Source organism: Prescottella sp. R16 (genome assembly GCF_030656875.1).
In the GTDB taxonomy this organism is placed as follows: Bacteria; Actinomycetota; Actinomycetes; order Mycobacteriales; family Mycobacteriaceae; genus Prescottella.
On record NZ_CP130943.1, the window covers coordinates 1,959,793 to 1,974,812 of the forward strand.

14 protein-coding genes are annotated in these 15,020 nt (G+C 69.8%); 12 read left to right on the plus strand and 2 right to left on the minus strand.

Going from position 1 to position 15,020, the window contains the following annotated elements:
- The first annotated feature begins 51 nt into the window (after window positions 1-51).
- From ruvC to Q5696_RS09335, 9 genes are all read left to right on the plus strand, one after another.
- A complete protein-coding gene (gene ruvC, locus Q5696_RS09295; protein WP_305094873.1) occupies window positions 52-633 on the plus strand; it encodes a crossover junction endodeoxyribonuclease RuvC in 582 nt (193 codons plus the stop codon).
- A 13-nt stretch (window positions 634-646) separates the two neighbouring features.
- On the plus strand, window positions 647-1,249 hold the full coding sequence (ruvA, locus tag Q5696_RS09300; protein ID WP_305094874.1) for a Holliday junction branch migration protein RuvA: 603 nt from the start codon (window positions 647-649) through the stop codon (window positions 1,247-1,249).
- Window positions 1,246-2,334 (plus strand): Holliday junction branch migration DNA helicase RuvB, encoded by a 1,089-nt coding sequence (ruvB, locus tag Q5696_RS09305; RefSeq protein WP_305094875.1) that lies wholly within the window; start codon window positions 1,246-1,248, stop codon window positions 2,332-2,334. The genes ruvA and ruvB overlap by 4 nt, the downstream gene beginning before the upstream one ends.
- A gap of 103 nt (window positions 2,335-2,437) precedes the next feature.
- Window positions 2,438-2,806: a preprotein translocase subunit YajC gene (gene yajC / locus Q5696_RS09310; protein ID WP_305094876.1), complete on the plus strand. Its 369-nt coding sequence runs from the start codon at window positions 2,438-2,440 to the stop codon at window positions 2,804-2,806.
- A 150-nt stretch (window positions 2,807-2,956) separates the two neighbouring features.
- Complete coding sequence (gene secD / locus Q5696_RS09315) at window positions 2,957-4,534, plus strand: protein translocase subunit SecD (protein ID WP_305094877.1); 1,578 nt, start codon at window positions 2,957-2,959, stop codon at window positions 4,532-4,534.
- Entirely contained in the window at window positions 4,531-5,685 is a 1,155-nt protein-coding gene (gene secF / locus Q5696_RS09320) for a protein translocase subunit SecF (protein ID WP_305094878.1), read from the plus strand. The genes secD and secF overlap by 4 nt, the downstream gene beginning before the upstream one ends.
- Before the next feature lie 4 nt (window positions 5,686-5,689).
- Complete coding sequence (locus Q5696_RS09325) at window positions 5,690-7,426, plus strand: ABC transporter substrate-binding protein (protein WP_305094879.1); 1,737 nt, start codon at window positions 5,690-5,692, stop codon at window positions 7,424-7,426.
- Window positions 7,423-7,980 carry an adenine phosphoribosyltransferase gene (locus Q5696_RS09330; protein WP_305094880.1) on the plus strand — a complete coding sequence of 186 codons (558 nt, stop codon included), beginning with the start codon at window positions 7,423-7,425 and terminating at the stop codon, window positions 7,978-7,980. Before Q5696_RS09325 ends, Q5696_RS09330 begins: the two co-directional genes overlap by 4 nt.
- 91 nt (window positions 7,981-8,071) lie before the next feature.
- Window positions 8,072-10,399 carry a RelA/SpoT family protein gene (locus tag Q5696_RS09335; protein WP_305094881.1) on the plus strand — a complete coding sequence of 776 codons (2,328 nt, stop codon included), beginning with the start codon at window positions 8,072-8,074 and terminating at the stop codon, window positions 10,397-10,399.
- Between the two features lie 118 nt (window positions 10,400-10,517).
- Here Q5696_RS09335 and Q5696_RS09340 read toward each other — a convergent pair whose 3' ends face one another.
- Complete coding sequence (locus tag Q5696_RS09340; RefSeq protein WP_305094882.1) at window positions 10,518-11,312, minus strand: peptidylprolyl isomerase; 795 nt, start codon at window positions 11,310-11,312, stop codon at window positions 10,518-10,520.
- Complete coding sequence (locus Q5696_RS09345; RefSeq protein ID WP_305094883.1) at window positions 11,312-12,175, minus strand: peptidylprolyl isomerase; 864 nt, start codon at window positions 12,173-12,175, stop codon at window positions 11,312-11,314. Before Q5696_RS09345 ends, Q5696_RS09340 begins: the two co-directional genes overlap by 1 nt.
- Window positions 12,176-12,366: 191 nt before the next feature.
- Between Q5696_RS09345 and Q5696_RS09350 the strand changes: the two genes are divergently transcribed.
- The 3 genes from Q5696_RS09350 to Q5696_RS09360 are packed head-to-tail and all read left to right on the plus strand — an operon-like array spanning window position 12,367 to window position 14,971.
- On the plus strand, window positions 12,367-13,047 hold the full coding sequence (locus Q5696_RS09350) for an MBL fold metallo-hydrolase (RefSeq protein ID WP_305094884.1): 681 nt from the start codon (window positions 12,367-12,369) through the stop codon (window positions 13,045-13,047).
- Between the two features lie 15 nt (window positions 13,048-13,062).
- Window positions 13,063-14,343, plus strand: coding sequence for a histidine--tRNA ligase (hisS, locus tag Q5696_RS09355; protein WP_305094885.1), 1,281 nt, complete (start codon window positions 13,063-13,065; stop codon window positions 14,341-14,343).
- Window positions 14,330-14,971 (plus strand): hypothetical protein, encoded by a 642-nt coding sequence (locus tag Q5696_RS09360; RefSeq protein WP_370654889.1) that lies wholly within the window; start codon window positions 14,330-14,332, stop codon window positions 14,969-14,971. The genes hisS and Q5696_RS09360 overlap by 14 nt, the downstream gene beginning before the upstream one ends.
- The last annotated feature ends 49 nt before the right edge of the window (window positions 14,972-15,020 follow it).

Genomic DNA, 15,020 nt, shown 5'->3' on the forward strand with positions numbered 1-15,020 from the left:
CCTCCCGCTATGCTCGAACAACTGTTCGGAAATGGTGTGAGAGGTGGGCGCGTGCGTGTCTTCGGTGTCGACCCGGGCCTGACCCGATGCGGTTTCGGAGTCGTCGACGCCGGCCGGGGCCGGGAGGTGCGGCCGGTGGCGGTCGACGTGATCCGGACGCCGCCGGACATGGAGCTGGCGTCGCGGCTGCTCGGGATCTCGAATGCCGCCGAGGAGTGGCTCGACCGGTACCGGCCCACCGTCGTCGCGGTCGAGCGGGTGTTCTCGCAGCACAACGTGAGCACCGCGATGGGTACGGCGCAGGCGGGCGGGGTGGTGGCCCTGGCGGCCGCCAAACGCGGAATCCCGGTGTGTTTCCACACACCCAGCCAGGTCAAGTCGGCGGTCACCGGCAGCGGCACCGCCGACAAGAAGCAGGTCACCGCGATGGTCACCCGCATCCTCGGACTCGACACCGCACCCAAGCCCGCCGACGCGGCCGACGCCCTCGCGCTCGCGATCTGTCATTGTTGGCGCGCCCCGATGCTCGACCGGATGGCGGCCGCGGAAGCCGCCGCGGCCGAACAGAAACGACGCTACGAGATGCGACTGGCGGCCATGCGCACGCAGGCCGGGAAGGCTGGAACACGGTGAAGGCAGGAATGCGGTGATCGCGTCGGTACGGGGCGAGGTCCTCGACATCGGACTGGACCACGCGGTGCTCGAGGCCGCCGGCGTCGGCTACCGGGTCAACACGACCCCCGCCACGCTCGCGACGCTGCGCCGCGGCGAGGAGTCCCGGCTGCTGACGTCGATGATCGTCCGCGAGGACTCGATGACGCTGTACGGGTTCGCCGACGCCGAGTCCCGCGACCTGTTCGGCCTGCTGCAGACCGTGACCGGAGTCGGCCCGCGGCTCGCGATGGCCGTGCTGTCCGTCCTCGAACCGGATGCGTTGCGGGCGGCGCTCGTGGACGGCAACATCACGGTACTGACCCGGGTGCCCGGCATCGGTAAGCGCGGCGCCGAACGGATGATCGTCGAACTGCGCGACAAGGTCGAGTCGGTGGCGACGGCGACCGGTCTGCCCGGCGCCCCCGGCGGATCGTCGACCGGGTTGCGCGACCAGGTCGTCGAGGCGCTCGTCGGGCTCGGTTTCCGCGCCGATCAGGCGGAGAAGGCCACCGACACCGTCGCCGCCGCCGACCCGGACGCCACCACGTCGGCGCTGCTGCGGTCGGCGCTCGCGCTGCTCGGGAAGACACGATGACCGAGGACTTCGGTGACGAATCCGCGGTCACCGCGGAGTTCGTGCACTCCGACGGCGAGATCGAGGCGAGCCTGCGCCCGAAGTCGTTGTCCGACTTCATCGGTCAACCGCGGGTGCTCGAACAGTTGCAACTCGTGCTCACCGGCGCGAAACTGCGCGGTGGCACCCCCGACCACGTCCTGCTGTCCGGTCCGCCCGGTCTCGGCAAGACGAGCATGGCGATGATCATCGCCGCCGAACTGGGGACGTCGCTGCGGCTCACGTCCGGTCCGGCCCTCGAACGTGCCGGGGACCTGGCCGCGATGCTCAGCAACCTCGTCGAGGGCGACGTGCTGTTCATCGACGAGATCCACCGCATGGCACGGCCGGCGGAGGAGATGCTGTACCTGGCGATGGAGGACTTCCGGGTCGACGTGGTCGTCGGCAAGGGGCCGGGTGCGACGTCGATTCCCCTCGACATCGCCCCGTTCACCCTCGTCGGTGCGACGACCCGGTCCGGTGCGCTCACCGGGCCGCTGCGCGACCGGTTCGGGTTCACCGCCCACATGGACTTCTACGAGCCCGACGAGTTGCAGCGCATCCTGCTGCGGTCGGCCGGGATTCTCGGAGTCGAGCTCGGCGAGGAGGCGAGCGCGGAGATCGCGGGGCGCTCCCGCGGCACCCCGCGCATCGCGAACCGGCTGCTGCGCCGGGTGCGGGACTACGCGGAGGTGCGGGCCGACGGTGTCGTCACCCTCGACATCGCGAGGGCAGCGCTCGAGGTGTACGACGTCGACCCGCTCGGGCTCGACCGGCTGGACCGGGCCGTGCTCGGTGCGCTGGTGCGCAGTTTCGGGGGCGGGCCGGTGGGTGTGTCGACGCTCGCGGTCGCGGTCGGGGAGGAGCCGAGCACCGTCGAGGAGGTGTGCGAACCGTTCCTGGTGCGGGCCGGCATGATCGCCCGCACCCCACGTGGCCGGGTCGCGACCGCCGCCGCCTGGTCCCAGCTGGGGTTGACGCCGCCGCCGGACGCCGCGATCGGGGGGATCGAGGTGCGGGCGCGGGAGCCGCATCCGGGCCTGTTCGACGGTGATGTGCCCGATTGACCGGGTGCCCAATGGCACACTGGAACGGCGTGGCGCCGACCCGGCTCCGCGACGTGGCTCCGTGGCCACACCCGTGTGACGAAAACCGAGGACTGACTTCCTGATGGAGATGCTTTTTCCGCTTCTGATTCTCGTTCTGCTGGTACCGATGTTTCTCGGTATCCGGCGTCAGAAGAAGGAGATGCAGAAGACCGTCCAGTTGCAGGATTCCCTGTCGATCGGTGATCGGGTGATGACGACGGCGGGCCTGCACGCCACCGTCGCCGGTCTCGCCGAGGGAACCGTCGACCTCGAGATCGCGCCCGGTGTCGTCACGACGTGGGCGCGGATGGTCGTGCGCGAGCGCATCACCGACAACGACACGGACGACGACGCCGGGACCACCGATGCGACCGGCACGTCCGGCGATCCGGCCTTCCCTCGCCGCGAGGAGTCCCCGGAGGACACGCAGCGTCGTCTCGACGGCGAATAACGCAGTATCCGCCCTCTCCGGCAGGCCCACAGATCCTGCCGGAGAGGGCGTGTTCACGCGGGGCCCTGCGCGCGTGGACACCGTCATCTGCTAGCTATTGCTAGCTGTTTGCGTCAATCACGAAGAACGCATCGAGGAGACTGACAGACCGTGGCACCTTCGACAGGATCGGTGCACCCAGTGCGCACGCTCACCGTTTTCGCGGTGATCGTCGCGGCACTGTATGCCCTGGTCTTCTTCACCGGAGACAAGTCCCCGACCCCGGAACTGGGTATCGACCTGCAAGGCGGGACACGCGTCACCCTCACCGCCCGCACCCCGGACGGCAGCACCCCCAGCCAGGACAGCCTGCGGCAGGCCCAGCGGATCATCGAGACCCGCGTCAACGGTCTCGGTGTGTCCGGTTCCGAGGTCGTCGTCGACGGCGACAACCTCGTGATCACCGTGCCCGGTGACGACAGTTCGCAGGCCAAGTCGCTGGGGCAGACGGCCCGGCTGTACATCCGCCCGGTCCTCGGCTCGCAGCAGGCGCCCGCACCGGGCAGCGTGCCCGCACCCGAGACGGGGACGCCTGCCGAGGGGACACCCGAACCCGGTTCGCCGGAGGCCGCGGCCGCCGAGATCACCAAGGCGCAGGAGACCCGGCAGAGCCAGGACCCGACCGTGCAGCAGCAGGCGATGGCCGCGCTCGACTGCTCGATCCCGGACCCGTTGCAGGGCAACGACGATCCGGCGCTGCCGCTGGTCGCGTGCTCGACCGACGGCACCACCGTCTACCTGCTCGCCCCGAGCATCATCGACGGTCAGGAGATCTCGGACGCCACGTCCGGATTCAACTCGCAGCAGTCCCGCTACGAGGTGAGCCTGAGCTTCAAGTCCGGTGGTAGCGAGACGTGGGCACAGTTCACGTCGAGCAACATCGGCAAGCAGGCCGCGTTCACGCTCGACTCGAAGGTCGTCAGCGCGCCCGTCGTGCAGGGCGCCACCCCGGTCGGCAGTTCGACGTCGATCACCGGCCAGTTCAACCAGACGCAGGCGCAGGAACTGGCGAACACCCTCAAGTACGGGTCGCTGCCGCTGTCGTTCTCGGCGTCCGAGGCCGAGACCGTGTCCGCGACCCTGGGCCTGGCGTCGCTCGAGGCCGGCCTGATCGCCGGCGCCGTCGGCCTGGTGCTGGTGCTCCTGTACTGCCTGGTCTACTACCGCATGCTCGGCCTGCTGACCGCGCTGTCGCTGATCCTGTCCGGTGTCATGGTGTACGCGGTGATGGTCCTGCTCGGCCGTTACATCGGCTTCACCCTCGACCTCGCGGGCATCGCCGGCCTCATCATCGGTATCGGTATGACCGCCGACTCGTTCGTCGTGTTCTTCGAACGCATCAAGGACGAGATGCGGGAGGGTCGCAGCTTCCGTTCCGCCGTCCCGCGCGGCTGGGCGCGGGCCCGCCGCACCATCCTGTCCGGTAACGCGGTCAGCTTCATCGCCGCCGCGGTGCTGTACGTGCTGGCGATCGGCCAGGTCCGCGGCTTCGCGTTCACCCTCGGCCTCACCACGATCCTCGACGTGGTCGTGGTGTTCCTGGTGACGTGGCCGCTGGTCTACATGGCGTCGAAGTCCAAGTTCTGGTCGAAGCCGGGCATCAACGGTCTCGGCGCCGTCCAGCAGGTGGCGCGGGAACGCAAGCAGGTCGTGGCGTCGGCCACCACCTCGTCCGAGACGGAGGCATGAGCATGACCGAGTCGAACACCTCCGCGACGGTGCTGCCGCACCACAGTTGGCTGCAGCGGCTGTACACCGGCACCGGCGGATTCGAGGTCGTCGGGCGTCGCAAGTTCTACTACTGGCTGACCGGCGTCATCGTCGGCCTGTCGCTGCTGAGCATCGTGGTGCGCGGCTTCACCCTCGGCATCGAGTTCGAGGGCGGTACCCGTATCCAGTTCCCCGCCTCGGACGGGGCGAGCACCTCGCAGGTCGAGACCGTGTACTCCGACGCGCTCGGCACCGACCCGGTGTCGGTGCAGACCGTCGGCTCCGGCGCGAGCGCGTCGGTGGAGATCCGCTCCGAGGCCCTCGACGCGGGCCAGGTGAACACGCTGCAGAACGCGCTGTTCGACGCCTTCCATCCCGCCGACAAGAACGGTGAGGTGTCGAAGAACGCGATCAGTGTCGCCGACGTCAGCGAGACGTGGGGCGGCCAGATCACGCAGAAGGCGCTCCTCGCGCTCGTCGTGTTCCTCGTGATCGTCAGCATCTACATCGCGATCCGCTTCGAGAGGGACATGGCGATCGCGGCGATCGTCTCGCTGTTCTTCGACATGATCGTCACCGCCGGCATCTACTCGATGGTCGGTTTCGAGGTCACCCCGGCCACCGTGATCGGCCTGCTCACCATTCTCGGTTTCTCGCTGTACGACACGGTCGTCGTGTTCGACAAGGTCGAGGAGAACACCCGCGGCATCCTGCACCTGAACCGGCGCACGTACGCCGAGCAGGCGAATCTGGCCGTCAACCAGACTCTGATGCGGTCGATCAACACCACCGTCATCTCGGTCCTGCCGGTGATCGCGCTGATGGTGGTCGCGGTGTGGCTCCTGGGCATCGGCACCCTCAAGGACCTGGCCCTGGTGCAGCTCGTCGGCATCATCGTCGGCGCCTACTCGTCGATCTTCACCGCGACACCACTGCTGGTGTCCATCAAGGAACGCTGGGGGCCGGTGGCCGCACACACCGAGAAGGTGCTCGCCAAGCGGGCCGCGGCCGGTGAGCGGACGGGTACGGCGGCGTCGGCCGCGGCCGCGGCGGCGGTCCGGGCAGCGGCCCCCGTCACCCCGCGACCGGGGGCGACACCGACAGGAAAGCGCAACAAGAAGAGGCACTGAGACGATGACCAGCCCACACCGTCCCCGCCGCCGCGTCCTGCGGGCGTTCGGCGCCCTGACCGCCGCGACGGCGGTCGGGGCGGGCGTCGCCGCCTGCAGCGAACCCGCCGACCAGGTGCCGTCGTTGGGGTACGCGATCGACAACGTCGTGACCACCTACAACGCCAACACGGTGGAGGGGGCGGCCACCGGTACGGCGGCCGCTCTCGGCCGGGTCCTCACCGGCACCAACTACATCGGCCCGTCCGGTGCCCCGGTCGCGGACACCGACTTCGCCACCGCCGGCGTGCTGCCCGGTGACGGGCTGGCCGTGCAGTACCGGGTGTCCCCGGCGGCGGTGTACTCCGACGGGGTCCCGATCTCGTGTGACGACTTCGTGCTCGCGTGGGCGGCCGGCAGCGGACGGTTCACCCGGCCCGGCCCGAACGGGCCGGTGCCGATGTTCGACGCCGCGAGCCACGCCGGGTACGCGGACATCGACCGGGTGGACTGCGCCCCCGGTTCGAAGGAGGTGACGGTCGTGTTCGCCCCCGGCCGGCCCTACCTGGACTGGCGATCGTTGTTCGGGGCGACCGAGTTGATGCCCGCCCACGTTGCGGCGCAGGCCGCGGGCGTTCCGGACCTGGTGGGTGCGATCCGGTCGAACGACACCGACGCGGTCGGCCGGATCGCGGACTTCTGGAACAACGGATGGCAGCTGGTGCCGGGGGAGTTGGACCCGGCGAAGCTGCCGTCGTCGGGCCCCTACCGGATCGACTCGTACACCGTCGAGGACGGTCTCGTGCTCGTCGAGAACGAACGCTGGTGGGGCAACAAGCCGGCCACGTCACGGATCGTGGTGTGGCCCAAGGGCTCCGACGTACAGGCCGGGGTGTCCGACGGTGACATCGAGGTGGTCGACGTCGGTGCCGGTTCGCTCGGCGACCTCGATCTCGGCGGATTCGACGTGACCGGCGAGCCGTCGCGGAGCGTCGAGCAGTTCGTGCTCGGAAAGAACGGCGTGTTCGCGGACGCCGAGGCCCGCCGCGCGTTCGCACTGTGCCTGCCGCGCACACAGTTGTTCGACACGCTCGGCCATCCGGGTTTCGAGGCGGAACAGGGACTCGGGTCCGGTGTCGTCGATTCCCGGATCACGGCCGCGGACTCGCTGTTCTACCGGTCCGCCGTCGACGCCGAGGGCGGTATCTACACAGATCCCGACATCTCCGGCGCGAAAGCGGCGCGGGAGGCGTCCGGCCAGTCCGAGATGACGGTCCGGGTCGGCTATCTCGGCCCCGACGAGCGCCGGGCACAGACCGTGCGCATCGTCGCCGAGTCGTGTGCGGGCGCGGGCATCACCGTCGTCGACGCCGGATCGCCGGGCTTCCGGCCGATCGCGCTCGGCGCGGGCGAGGTGGACGCGGTCCTCGCCGGTACCGGCTCCGCGGCCGGGACGGCCGGGTCGAGTGTGCCGAGCGAGGCGGCGTTCGCGCTGCACACCGGCAACGGAAACAATGCGGGCGGGTTCTCGAACAACCGCTACGACGAGGTCGTCGACAAACTGGCGGTCGACGGGTCCCTCGCGTCCCGGATGGCGCTGTCCGGGGAGGCGGAGGCGATCCTGTGGGACGAGATGCCCACGATCCCACTGTTCGACCAGCCGCGGACCACCGCCCACACGTCGGGCATGCACGGCGTCGTCCCGAACCCGACGAGGTCCGGTGCGGGCTGGAACATGGACCGGTGGATACTGCTCAGATGACGTCCGACAGCGATACCCGCGCCACCGCCCTCGACCGGGCCGGCGGCGCCGTCGCCCGCCTGACCCGCTGGTGCGACGATTTCCCGACACCCGGCGTCCGGTTCGCCGATCTGACACCGGTGTTCGCGGACGGGCCGGGCTACCGGGCGGTGATCGAGGGCCTCGCGGCCGCGGGCGACGGCGCGGACCTCGTTGCGGGCGTCGACGCCCGCGGATTCCTCCTCGGCGGGGGTGTCGCGCTGGAACTGGGATGCGGTGTGCTGGCGGTCCGCAAGGCCGGCAAGCTGCCACCGCCGGTCCACGCACAGAGCTACGCGCTCGAATACGGTGCCGCCACCCTCGAGATCCCGTGCGACGCCCCGGACCTGGACGGCCGGCGGGTGTTCGTCATCGACGACGTGCTCGCCACCGGCGGCACCCTGCTCGCCGCCGCGGAACTGCTGACACGGGCCGGCGCGGACGTCGTGGGCGTCGGGGTCGTTCTCGAGCTCGACGAACTCGGCGGCCGGGACCGGTTCGACCGGTATCCGCTGACGTCGCTCGTCCGGGTCTGAAACGTACAGGGGACTACAGTTGTGGCTGGTGGTGTAGCAACACCACCCGGCCCGAGGGACCGCCCGCAGCGCGGTGGCAGGAGGTGACGGCGTGACCCAGCATCTTGATCGGTCCCAGAACACAGGTTCGGGAGGCACACCGTCGGGCGACAAACCTGCCCCGGTGCCCACATCGGCGTCCCGGCGCGTCCGGGCACGGTTGGCCCGCCGGATCACCGGCGCCCGCAACACCCCGATACGTCCCGTCCTCGAGCCGCTCGTCGCCCTGCACCGCGACGTGTACCCCAAGGCGGACGTCACGGTGCTGCAACGCGCCTACGACGTCGCCGAGCAGCGGCACGCCACCCAGTTCCGCAAGTCCGGTGACCCGTACATCACGCATCCGCTGGCCGTCGCGAACATCCTCGCCGAACTCGGCATGGACACCACGACCCTGGTCGCGGCACTGCTGCACGACACCGTCGAGGACACCGGCTACTCGCTCGAGGAACTGACCGCCGAATTCGGCGAGGAGGTCGCCCACCTCGTCGACGGCGTCACCAAACTCGACAAGGTGGTGCTCGGCTCGGCCGCCGAGGGCGAGACGATCCGCAAGATGATCATCGCGATGGCGCGCGACCCCCGCGTCCTGGTGATCAAGGTCGCCGACCGACTGCACAACATGCGCACGATGCGCTTCCTGCCGCCGGAGAAGCAGGCCCGCAAGGCCCGGGAAACCCTGGAAGTGATTGCGCCGCTGGCCCACCGGCTCGGCATGGCCACGGTCAAATGGGAACTCGAGGACCTCGCGTTCGCGATCCTGCACCCCAAGAAGTACGAGGAGATCGTGCGCCTCGTCGCCGACCGGGCGCCGTCCCGCGACACCTACCTGGCGAAGGTGCGCGCCGAGATCAACGCGACCCTGTCCGCATCACGGATCAGTGCGACCGTCGAGGGCCGGCCCAAGCACTACTGGTCGATCTACCAGAAGATGATCGTCAAGGGCCGCGACTTCGACGACATCCACGACCTCGTCGGCGTGCGGATCCTGTGCGACGAGATCCGCGACTGCTACGCCGCGGTCGGCGTCGTGCACTCGCTGTGGCAGCCGATGGCCGGACGGTTCAAGGACTACATCGCCCAGCCCCGGTACGGGGTGTACCAGTCGCTGCACACCACCGTCATCGGCCCCGAGGGCAAACCGCTCGAGGTGCAGATCCGCACCCGCGACATGCACCGCACCGCCGAGTTCGGCATCGCCGCGCACTGGCGGTACAAGGAAACCAAGGGGCGGCATTCCAGCGACTCCGCCGAGGTCGACGACATGGCGTGGATGCGTCAACTCCTCGACTGGCAGCGGGAGGCCGCCGACCCGGGCGAATTCCTCGAATCGCTGCGCTACGACCTGGCGGTCAAGGAGATCTTCGTGTTCACCCCGAAGGGGGACGTGATCACGCTGCCCTCCGGATCCACCCCCGTCGACTTCGCGTACGCCGTCCACACCGAGGTCGGGCACCGCTGTATCGGCGCCCGTGTCAACGGCCGCCTCGTCGCCCTCGAACGTCGACTCGAGAACGGTGAGGTCGTCGAGGTCTTCACCTCCAAGGCCGCCACCGCCGGACCCAGCCGGGACTGGCAGTCGTTCGTCGTCTCCCCGCGCGCCAAGGCGAAGATCCGGCAGTGGTTCGCGAAGGAACGCCGCGAGGAAGCCCTCGAGAACGGCAAGGACGCCATCGCGAAAGAAGTACGCCGCGGCGGACTTCCGTTGCAGCGCTTGATGAACGCCGAATCCATGACGGCCCTCGCTCACGAACTGCGGTACGCCGACGTCTCCGCGCTCTACACCGCCGTCGGCGAACACAACGTGTCCGCACAGCACGTCGTGCAGCGTCTCGTCGCGCACCTCGGTGGAGTCGGCGCCGTCGAAGAAGAACTCGCCGAACGATCCACCCCGTCGACCATCCCGGTCAGCCGGCCCCGCAGCGGCGACGTCGGTGTCCTGGTCCCCGGGGCCCCCGGTACCGTCGCCAAACTCGCCAAATGCTGCACCCCCGTCCCCGGCGACGACATCATGGGCTTCGTCACCCGCGGCGGCGCCGTCAGCGTGCACCGCACCGACTGCACCAACGCCACCTCCCTGCGCGAGCAGTCCGAACGGATCATCGAGGTGCAGTGGGCGCCGTCCCCGTCATCGGTGTTCCTCGTCGCCATCCAGATCGAAGCTCTCGACCGGCACCGACTCCTCTCGGACGTCACCAAGGCCCTCGCCGACGAGAAGGTCAACATCCTGTCCGCATCCGTCACCACCTCCGGTGACCGTGTCGCGATCAGCAAGTTCACCTTCGAGATGGGCGACCCGAAACATCTCGGCCACGTCCTCAACGTCGTCCGCAACGTCGAAGGCGTCTACGACGTCTACCGCGTCACCTCCGCGGCCTAGCCAGGCCACCCGACCGGGACCTCCGGGCCGGCCGACTCGGGCTCACAGCTGAAGGGACCCTTCGTTCGCTCCAGGCGCACGAAGGGTCCCTTCAGCTGTAGAGGGGGAGTCCGTCCGGTCAGCCCACCGTCGCGGTCTGGACGGTGACGGCAGTGTTGGGGGCGCCGCCGCCGGCGGGGCTGGAGCCGTCGTCGCCGGCTGCGGCGATCTTCTCGACGGTGGCGATGCCGTCGTCGGTCATGGTGCCGAACACGGTGTAGTCCGGGGGGAGGACGGAGTCGGCGTAGACGAGGAAGAACTGGCTGCCGTTGCTGTCGGGGGCGGCGCTGTGGGCCATGGCGACGGTGCCGCGCGGGTAGACGACGGGCTGCTGCAGTGCGGGGTCGCCGGCGGTGTAGGCGGTGGTGGGGTATTCGTTGGCGAAGCGGTAGCCGGGGCCGCCGGTGCCGCTGCCGGACGGGTCGCCGCACTGCAGCATCTGCAGGCCGGGGTTGGTGGACAGGCGGTGGCAGGGGGTGCCGTCGAAGAAGCCCTGCTGCGCGAGGCTGACGAAGCTGGCGACGCTGCAGGGGGCGGCGGCCCGGTCCAGGTCGATGCCGATGGTGCCGGCGTTGGTGGTGAGGTCGACGGTGACGGTGCCCTCGGCGGGGACACCGGTCGCGTTCGGGGCCTGCACGGGCTTGGCGGCCGGTTCGGCTGCCGGGTAGCTACAGTCGACGGTGGGGGTGCCGGCCGGGACGGCGGGCAGGGTGCCGTAGCGGGACAGGTCCAGCTGCGGGGCTTCGGGGGTGGTCCACATGCTCGACGCCGTCGGCGAGGCGGAGTCGCTGTCGGAGTTGTCGTTCGAGCATGCGGTGAGGGCCAGGGCGATGCCGAGTCCGGCCGCTGCGATCGTGGTGGTGCGCTTGTTCATCAGTCCAGCCTCACACTCGTGATGTCGACGGCTTCTGCGGGTTTGCCGTCGGATGCTCCGCCCTCGGCTCCGGTGGCGGCGATCGCGTCGAGCGTCGCGAGCCCGGTCTCGTCGATGGTGCCGAAGACGGTGTACTGCGGCGGCAGCGTCGAGTCGCCGTAGACGAGGAAGAACTGGCTGCCGTTGGTGTTCGCTCCGGCGTTGGCCATGGCCAGGGTGCCGCGCGGGTAGGTGGCGGGCATCTGGGCGGTGATGTCGTCGGCCGCGTACTGGTCGGTGGGGAACTCGTTGGCGAACTGGTAGCCGGGGCCGCCGGCGCCGGTGGCGGACGGGTCACCGCACTGCAGAACCTTCAGCGCGTCGCTCGTGGTGAGCCGGTGGCAGGTGGTGCCGTCGAAGTAGCCCTGCTGGGCGAGGCTGACGAAACTGTTGACGGTGCAGGGGGATTCGGCGTTGTTCAGGGTGAGGCCGATGTTGCCCCGGTTGGTTTCCATCGACGCGCTCACCGTGGCGACGGTGGTGTCGATGCCTTCGGCGCGCGGCGGGGTGTTCGGCTTGGCCGGCTCCCCGGCAGGGGTGTAACTGCAGTTCACGAGGTTCGGCAGGGCCTCGGCGCGAGCGGTGGGCAGGGCGGCGGCGGAGTTGTCCACCGTCGACGTGTCCTCGGATGCGGTGGCCTCCGTCTCGTCGTCACGTCCGGAGAGGGTGACGACGACGGCGCCGACCGCCACGACGACGACCGCGCCGACGATCGATCCGGCGATCGTCATCTGCTTGCGCTTGCGGGCGCGTTCGGCGCGTCGTTCGAGCTGGCGTTCCAGCTTCCGTTTCGCCGCCTCCCGGCGCTGCTGATTGCTCGGCACTGCAGTCGTCCTCCCGTGTGTGTCGTTCGGTATGTGATCCGCCGCTCGGTCGACCGGCGTCTGTGGGCCGCACAAAGTCTCCCATTCCAACCTGAGAAGAGACTGGAAGGGCGAACGCCTAGGCTGTCAGGTGATTCGTCCTCGGTCCCCGACGGTCCCCTGATCGACCCGCACTCTAGGAGCTGACAATCGTGCTCGTCACCGGATTCCCGGCCGGAATGTTCCAGACCAACTGTTACATCCTGGCGCACGACGACGCGTCGGACTGCGTCGTCGTCGACCCCGGACAGGATGCGGCGGAGCCGTTGGCACAGTTCCTCGACCAGCAGGGGCTGACGCCGCGGGCCGTCCTGCTCACCCACGGGCACCTCGATCACACGTGGTCGGTGGCGCCGGTGTGCGAGCGGTACGGCATTCCCGCGTACATCCACCCGGACGACCGGTACATGCTGTCCGATCCGGGCCGCGGCATGGGGCCGGGGATGAAGCAGATCGTCGGGGACGCCGTGTTCCGGGAACCGGCCGAGGTGATCGAACTCGCCGACGGGGACGAGGTCACCGTCGCCGGCATCGACTTCGTCGTCGACCACACGCCCGGCCACACGCAGGGGTCGGTGGTGCTGCGCACCGAGATCACCACCGGCGACGGCCCGCTGCAGATCGCGCTCACCGGCGACACCCTGTTCCAGGGGTCGATCGGCCGATCCGATCTGCCCGGCGGCGATCACGACCAGTTGCTGGCGTCGATCGCGGCCAAGCTGCTGGTCCTCGGCGACGACACCGCGATCCTGCCCGGCCACGGCGGCACCAGCACGATCGGTCACGAACGTGCCGGCAACCCGTTCCTCGTTGGACTGTCCGCGTCCCGGTAAGGAAAAGTAGACACAGTGAGCAAGTCAGGCGTCAGCACCTTTTCGGCCCCCAAGGGCATTCCCGACTACGTTCCGCCGCAGTCCGCGGAGTTCGTCGCCGTGCGCGACGGACTGACCCGCGCCGCCCGGCTGGCCGGTTACGGGCACATCGAACTGCCCATCTTCGAGGACACCGGGCTGTTCGCCCGCGGTGTCGGTGAATCCACCGACGTCGTCTCGAAGGAGATGTACACGTTCGCCGACCGCGGCGACCGGTCGGTGACGTTGCGGCCCGAGGGCACCGCCGGGGTGATGCGCGCGGTGATCGAGCACGGCCTCGACCGCGGTCAGCTGCCGGTGAAACTCAGCTATGCGGGCCCCTTCTTCCGGTACGAGCGCCCGCAGGCGGGCCGCTACCGGCAGCTGCAGCAGGTCGGTGTCGAGGCGATCGGCGTCGACGATCCGGCGCTCGACGCCGAGGTCATCGCGATCGCCGACGCCGGGTTCCGGGGCCTGGGTCTCGACGGGTTCCGGCTCGAGATCACCTCGCTCGGTGACGACACGTGCCGCCCGCAGTATCGGGAACGGTTGCAGGAGTTCCTGTTCGGGCTCGATCTGGACGAGGACACCAAGAAGCGCGCCGAGATCAACCCGCTGCGCGTCCTCGACGACAAGCGCCCGCACGTCAAGGAGATGACGGCGAACGCACCGCTCATGCTCGATCACCTGTCGGAGAGCGCGAAGACGCACTTCGACCGGGTCCTCGCGCACCTGGATGCACTCGGGGTGCCGTACGTGATCAACCCGCGCATGGTCCGCGGCCTCGACTACTACACCAAGACCACGTTCGAGTTCGTGCACGACGGCCTGGGCGCCCAGTCCGGTATCGGCGGCGGCGGCCGCTACGACGGCCTCATGGCGCAGCTCGGCGGTCAGCCGCTGTCCGGGATCGGGTTCGGTCTCGGGGTGGACCGCACGATCCTGGCGCTCGCCGCGGAGGGCAAGTCGGCCGGGAACCCGGCCCGCTGCGAGATCTTCGGGGTGCCGCTCGGCGACGCCGCGAAGAGCGAGATGGTGAAGATCGCGCACGCGCTGCGGGCCGCCGGGATCCGCGTCGACATGGTGTACGGCGACCGCGGCGTCAAGGGGTCGATGAAGGCCGCCGACCGCTCGGGTGCCCGGTTCGCGCTCGTGCTCGGCGACCAGGACCTCGAGGCCGGCACGATCGGCGTGAAGAACCTGGCCGACGGCGAGCAGGTGTCGGTGCCGCTCGCCGACGTCGTCGCGCGGACGGGTGCCCTTCTTGCCGACGCCTGAGCGCGGCAGCGGTGAGCAGTTCCCGCTCGACCTGATCCCGGCGGCCCTGCTGGCGCCGCGGATGCGCCGGGTGGCTCTGGTGTCGGTCCTGATCGGGGTGGTCGTCGGCGCGGTGGTGGCGCTGTTCGCGTCGTTGCCGGTGGCCGCCGCGGTCGGGGTGGTCGTCGGCGCACCGACCGCGGTGTCTGCGCTGCTCGCGGCCCGCCGCCGGATCTGGTTGGACGGCACCGTGCTGCACGCGTCGAACGGTGTCCGGCGCCGGCACCTCGACGTCGCGGGCGCCGCGACGGTCGAGTTCACGGTGCGGACGGCCCGCGTCAGCCAGGTGGTGCTGCGGGTCGGGGACGGCCGCGTCGTGCAGGCGGTGCCGCTCGCGCTGTACACCGCCGACGGCGGCCGGGAACTCGAGGTTCTCGGGCTCCGCAAGCTCGCCGACGCGCTCTCGTCGAGTGAACTGGTGCCGGCGGCTGCGGCCGCGTCGGTGCTGATCGGGCAGTTGCGGGCCGAAGCCCGTGGGGCCGGGCTCGAGGAGCGGCCGCTGTACCGGGCGGTGGTGCTGGTGCGCGACGCCGGTCGGGTGCCGCAGACCACGCTCACCGACCAGGAGGTCGCGGCGCTCGCCGACTGACCGTCCGGTAACTCCCCGGTTGCGGGTTCGGCCGATCGCTGCGCGTGGT

Excerpts from the sequence above, each read along its gene's own strand:
- ruvB (WP_305094875.1), top strand. The coding sequence starts at position 1,246 with ATGACCGAGGACTTCGGTGACGAATCCGCGGTCACCGCGGAGTTCGTG.
- Q5696_RS09325 (WP_305094879.1), top strand. The coding sequence starts at position 5,690 with ATGACCAGCCCACACCGTCCCCGCCGCCGCGTCCTGCGGGCGTTCGGC.
- secF (WP_305094878.1), top strand. The coding sequence starts at position 4,531 with ATGAGCATGACCGAGTCGAACACCTCCGCGACGGTGCTGCCGCACCAC.
- Q5696_RS09340 (WP_305094882.1), bottom strand. The coding sequence starts at position 11,312 with ATGAACAAGCGCACCACCACGATCGCAGCGGCCGGACTCGGCATCGCC.
- yajC (WP_305094876.1), top strand. The coding sequence starts at position 2,438 with ATGGAGATGCTTTTTCCGCTTCTGATTCTCGTTCTGCTGGTACCGATG.
- Q5696_RS09330 (WP_305094880.1), top strand. The coding sequence starts at position 7,423 with ATGACGTCCGACAGCGATACCCGCGCCACCGCCCTCGACCGGGCCGGC.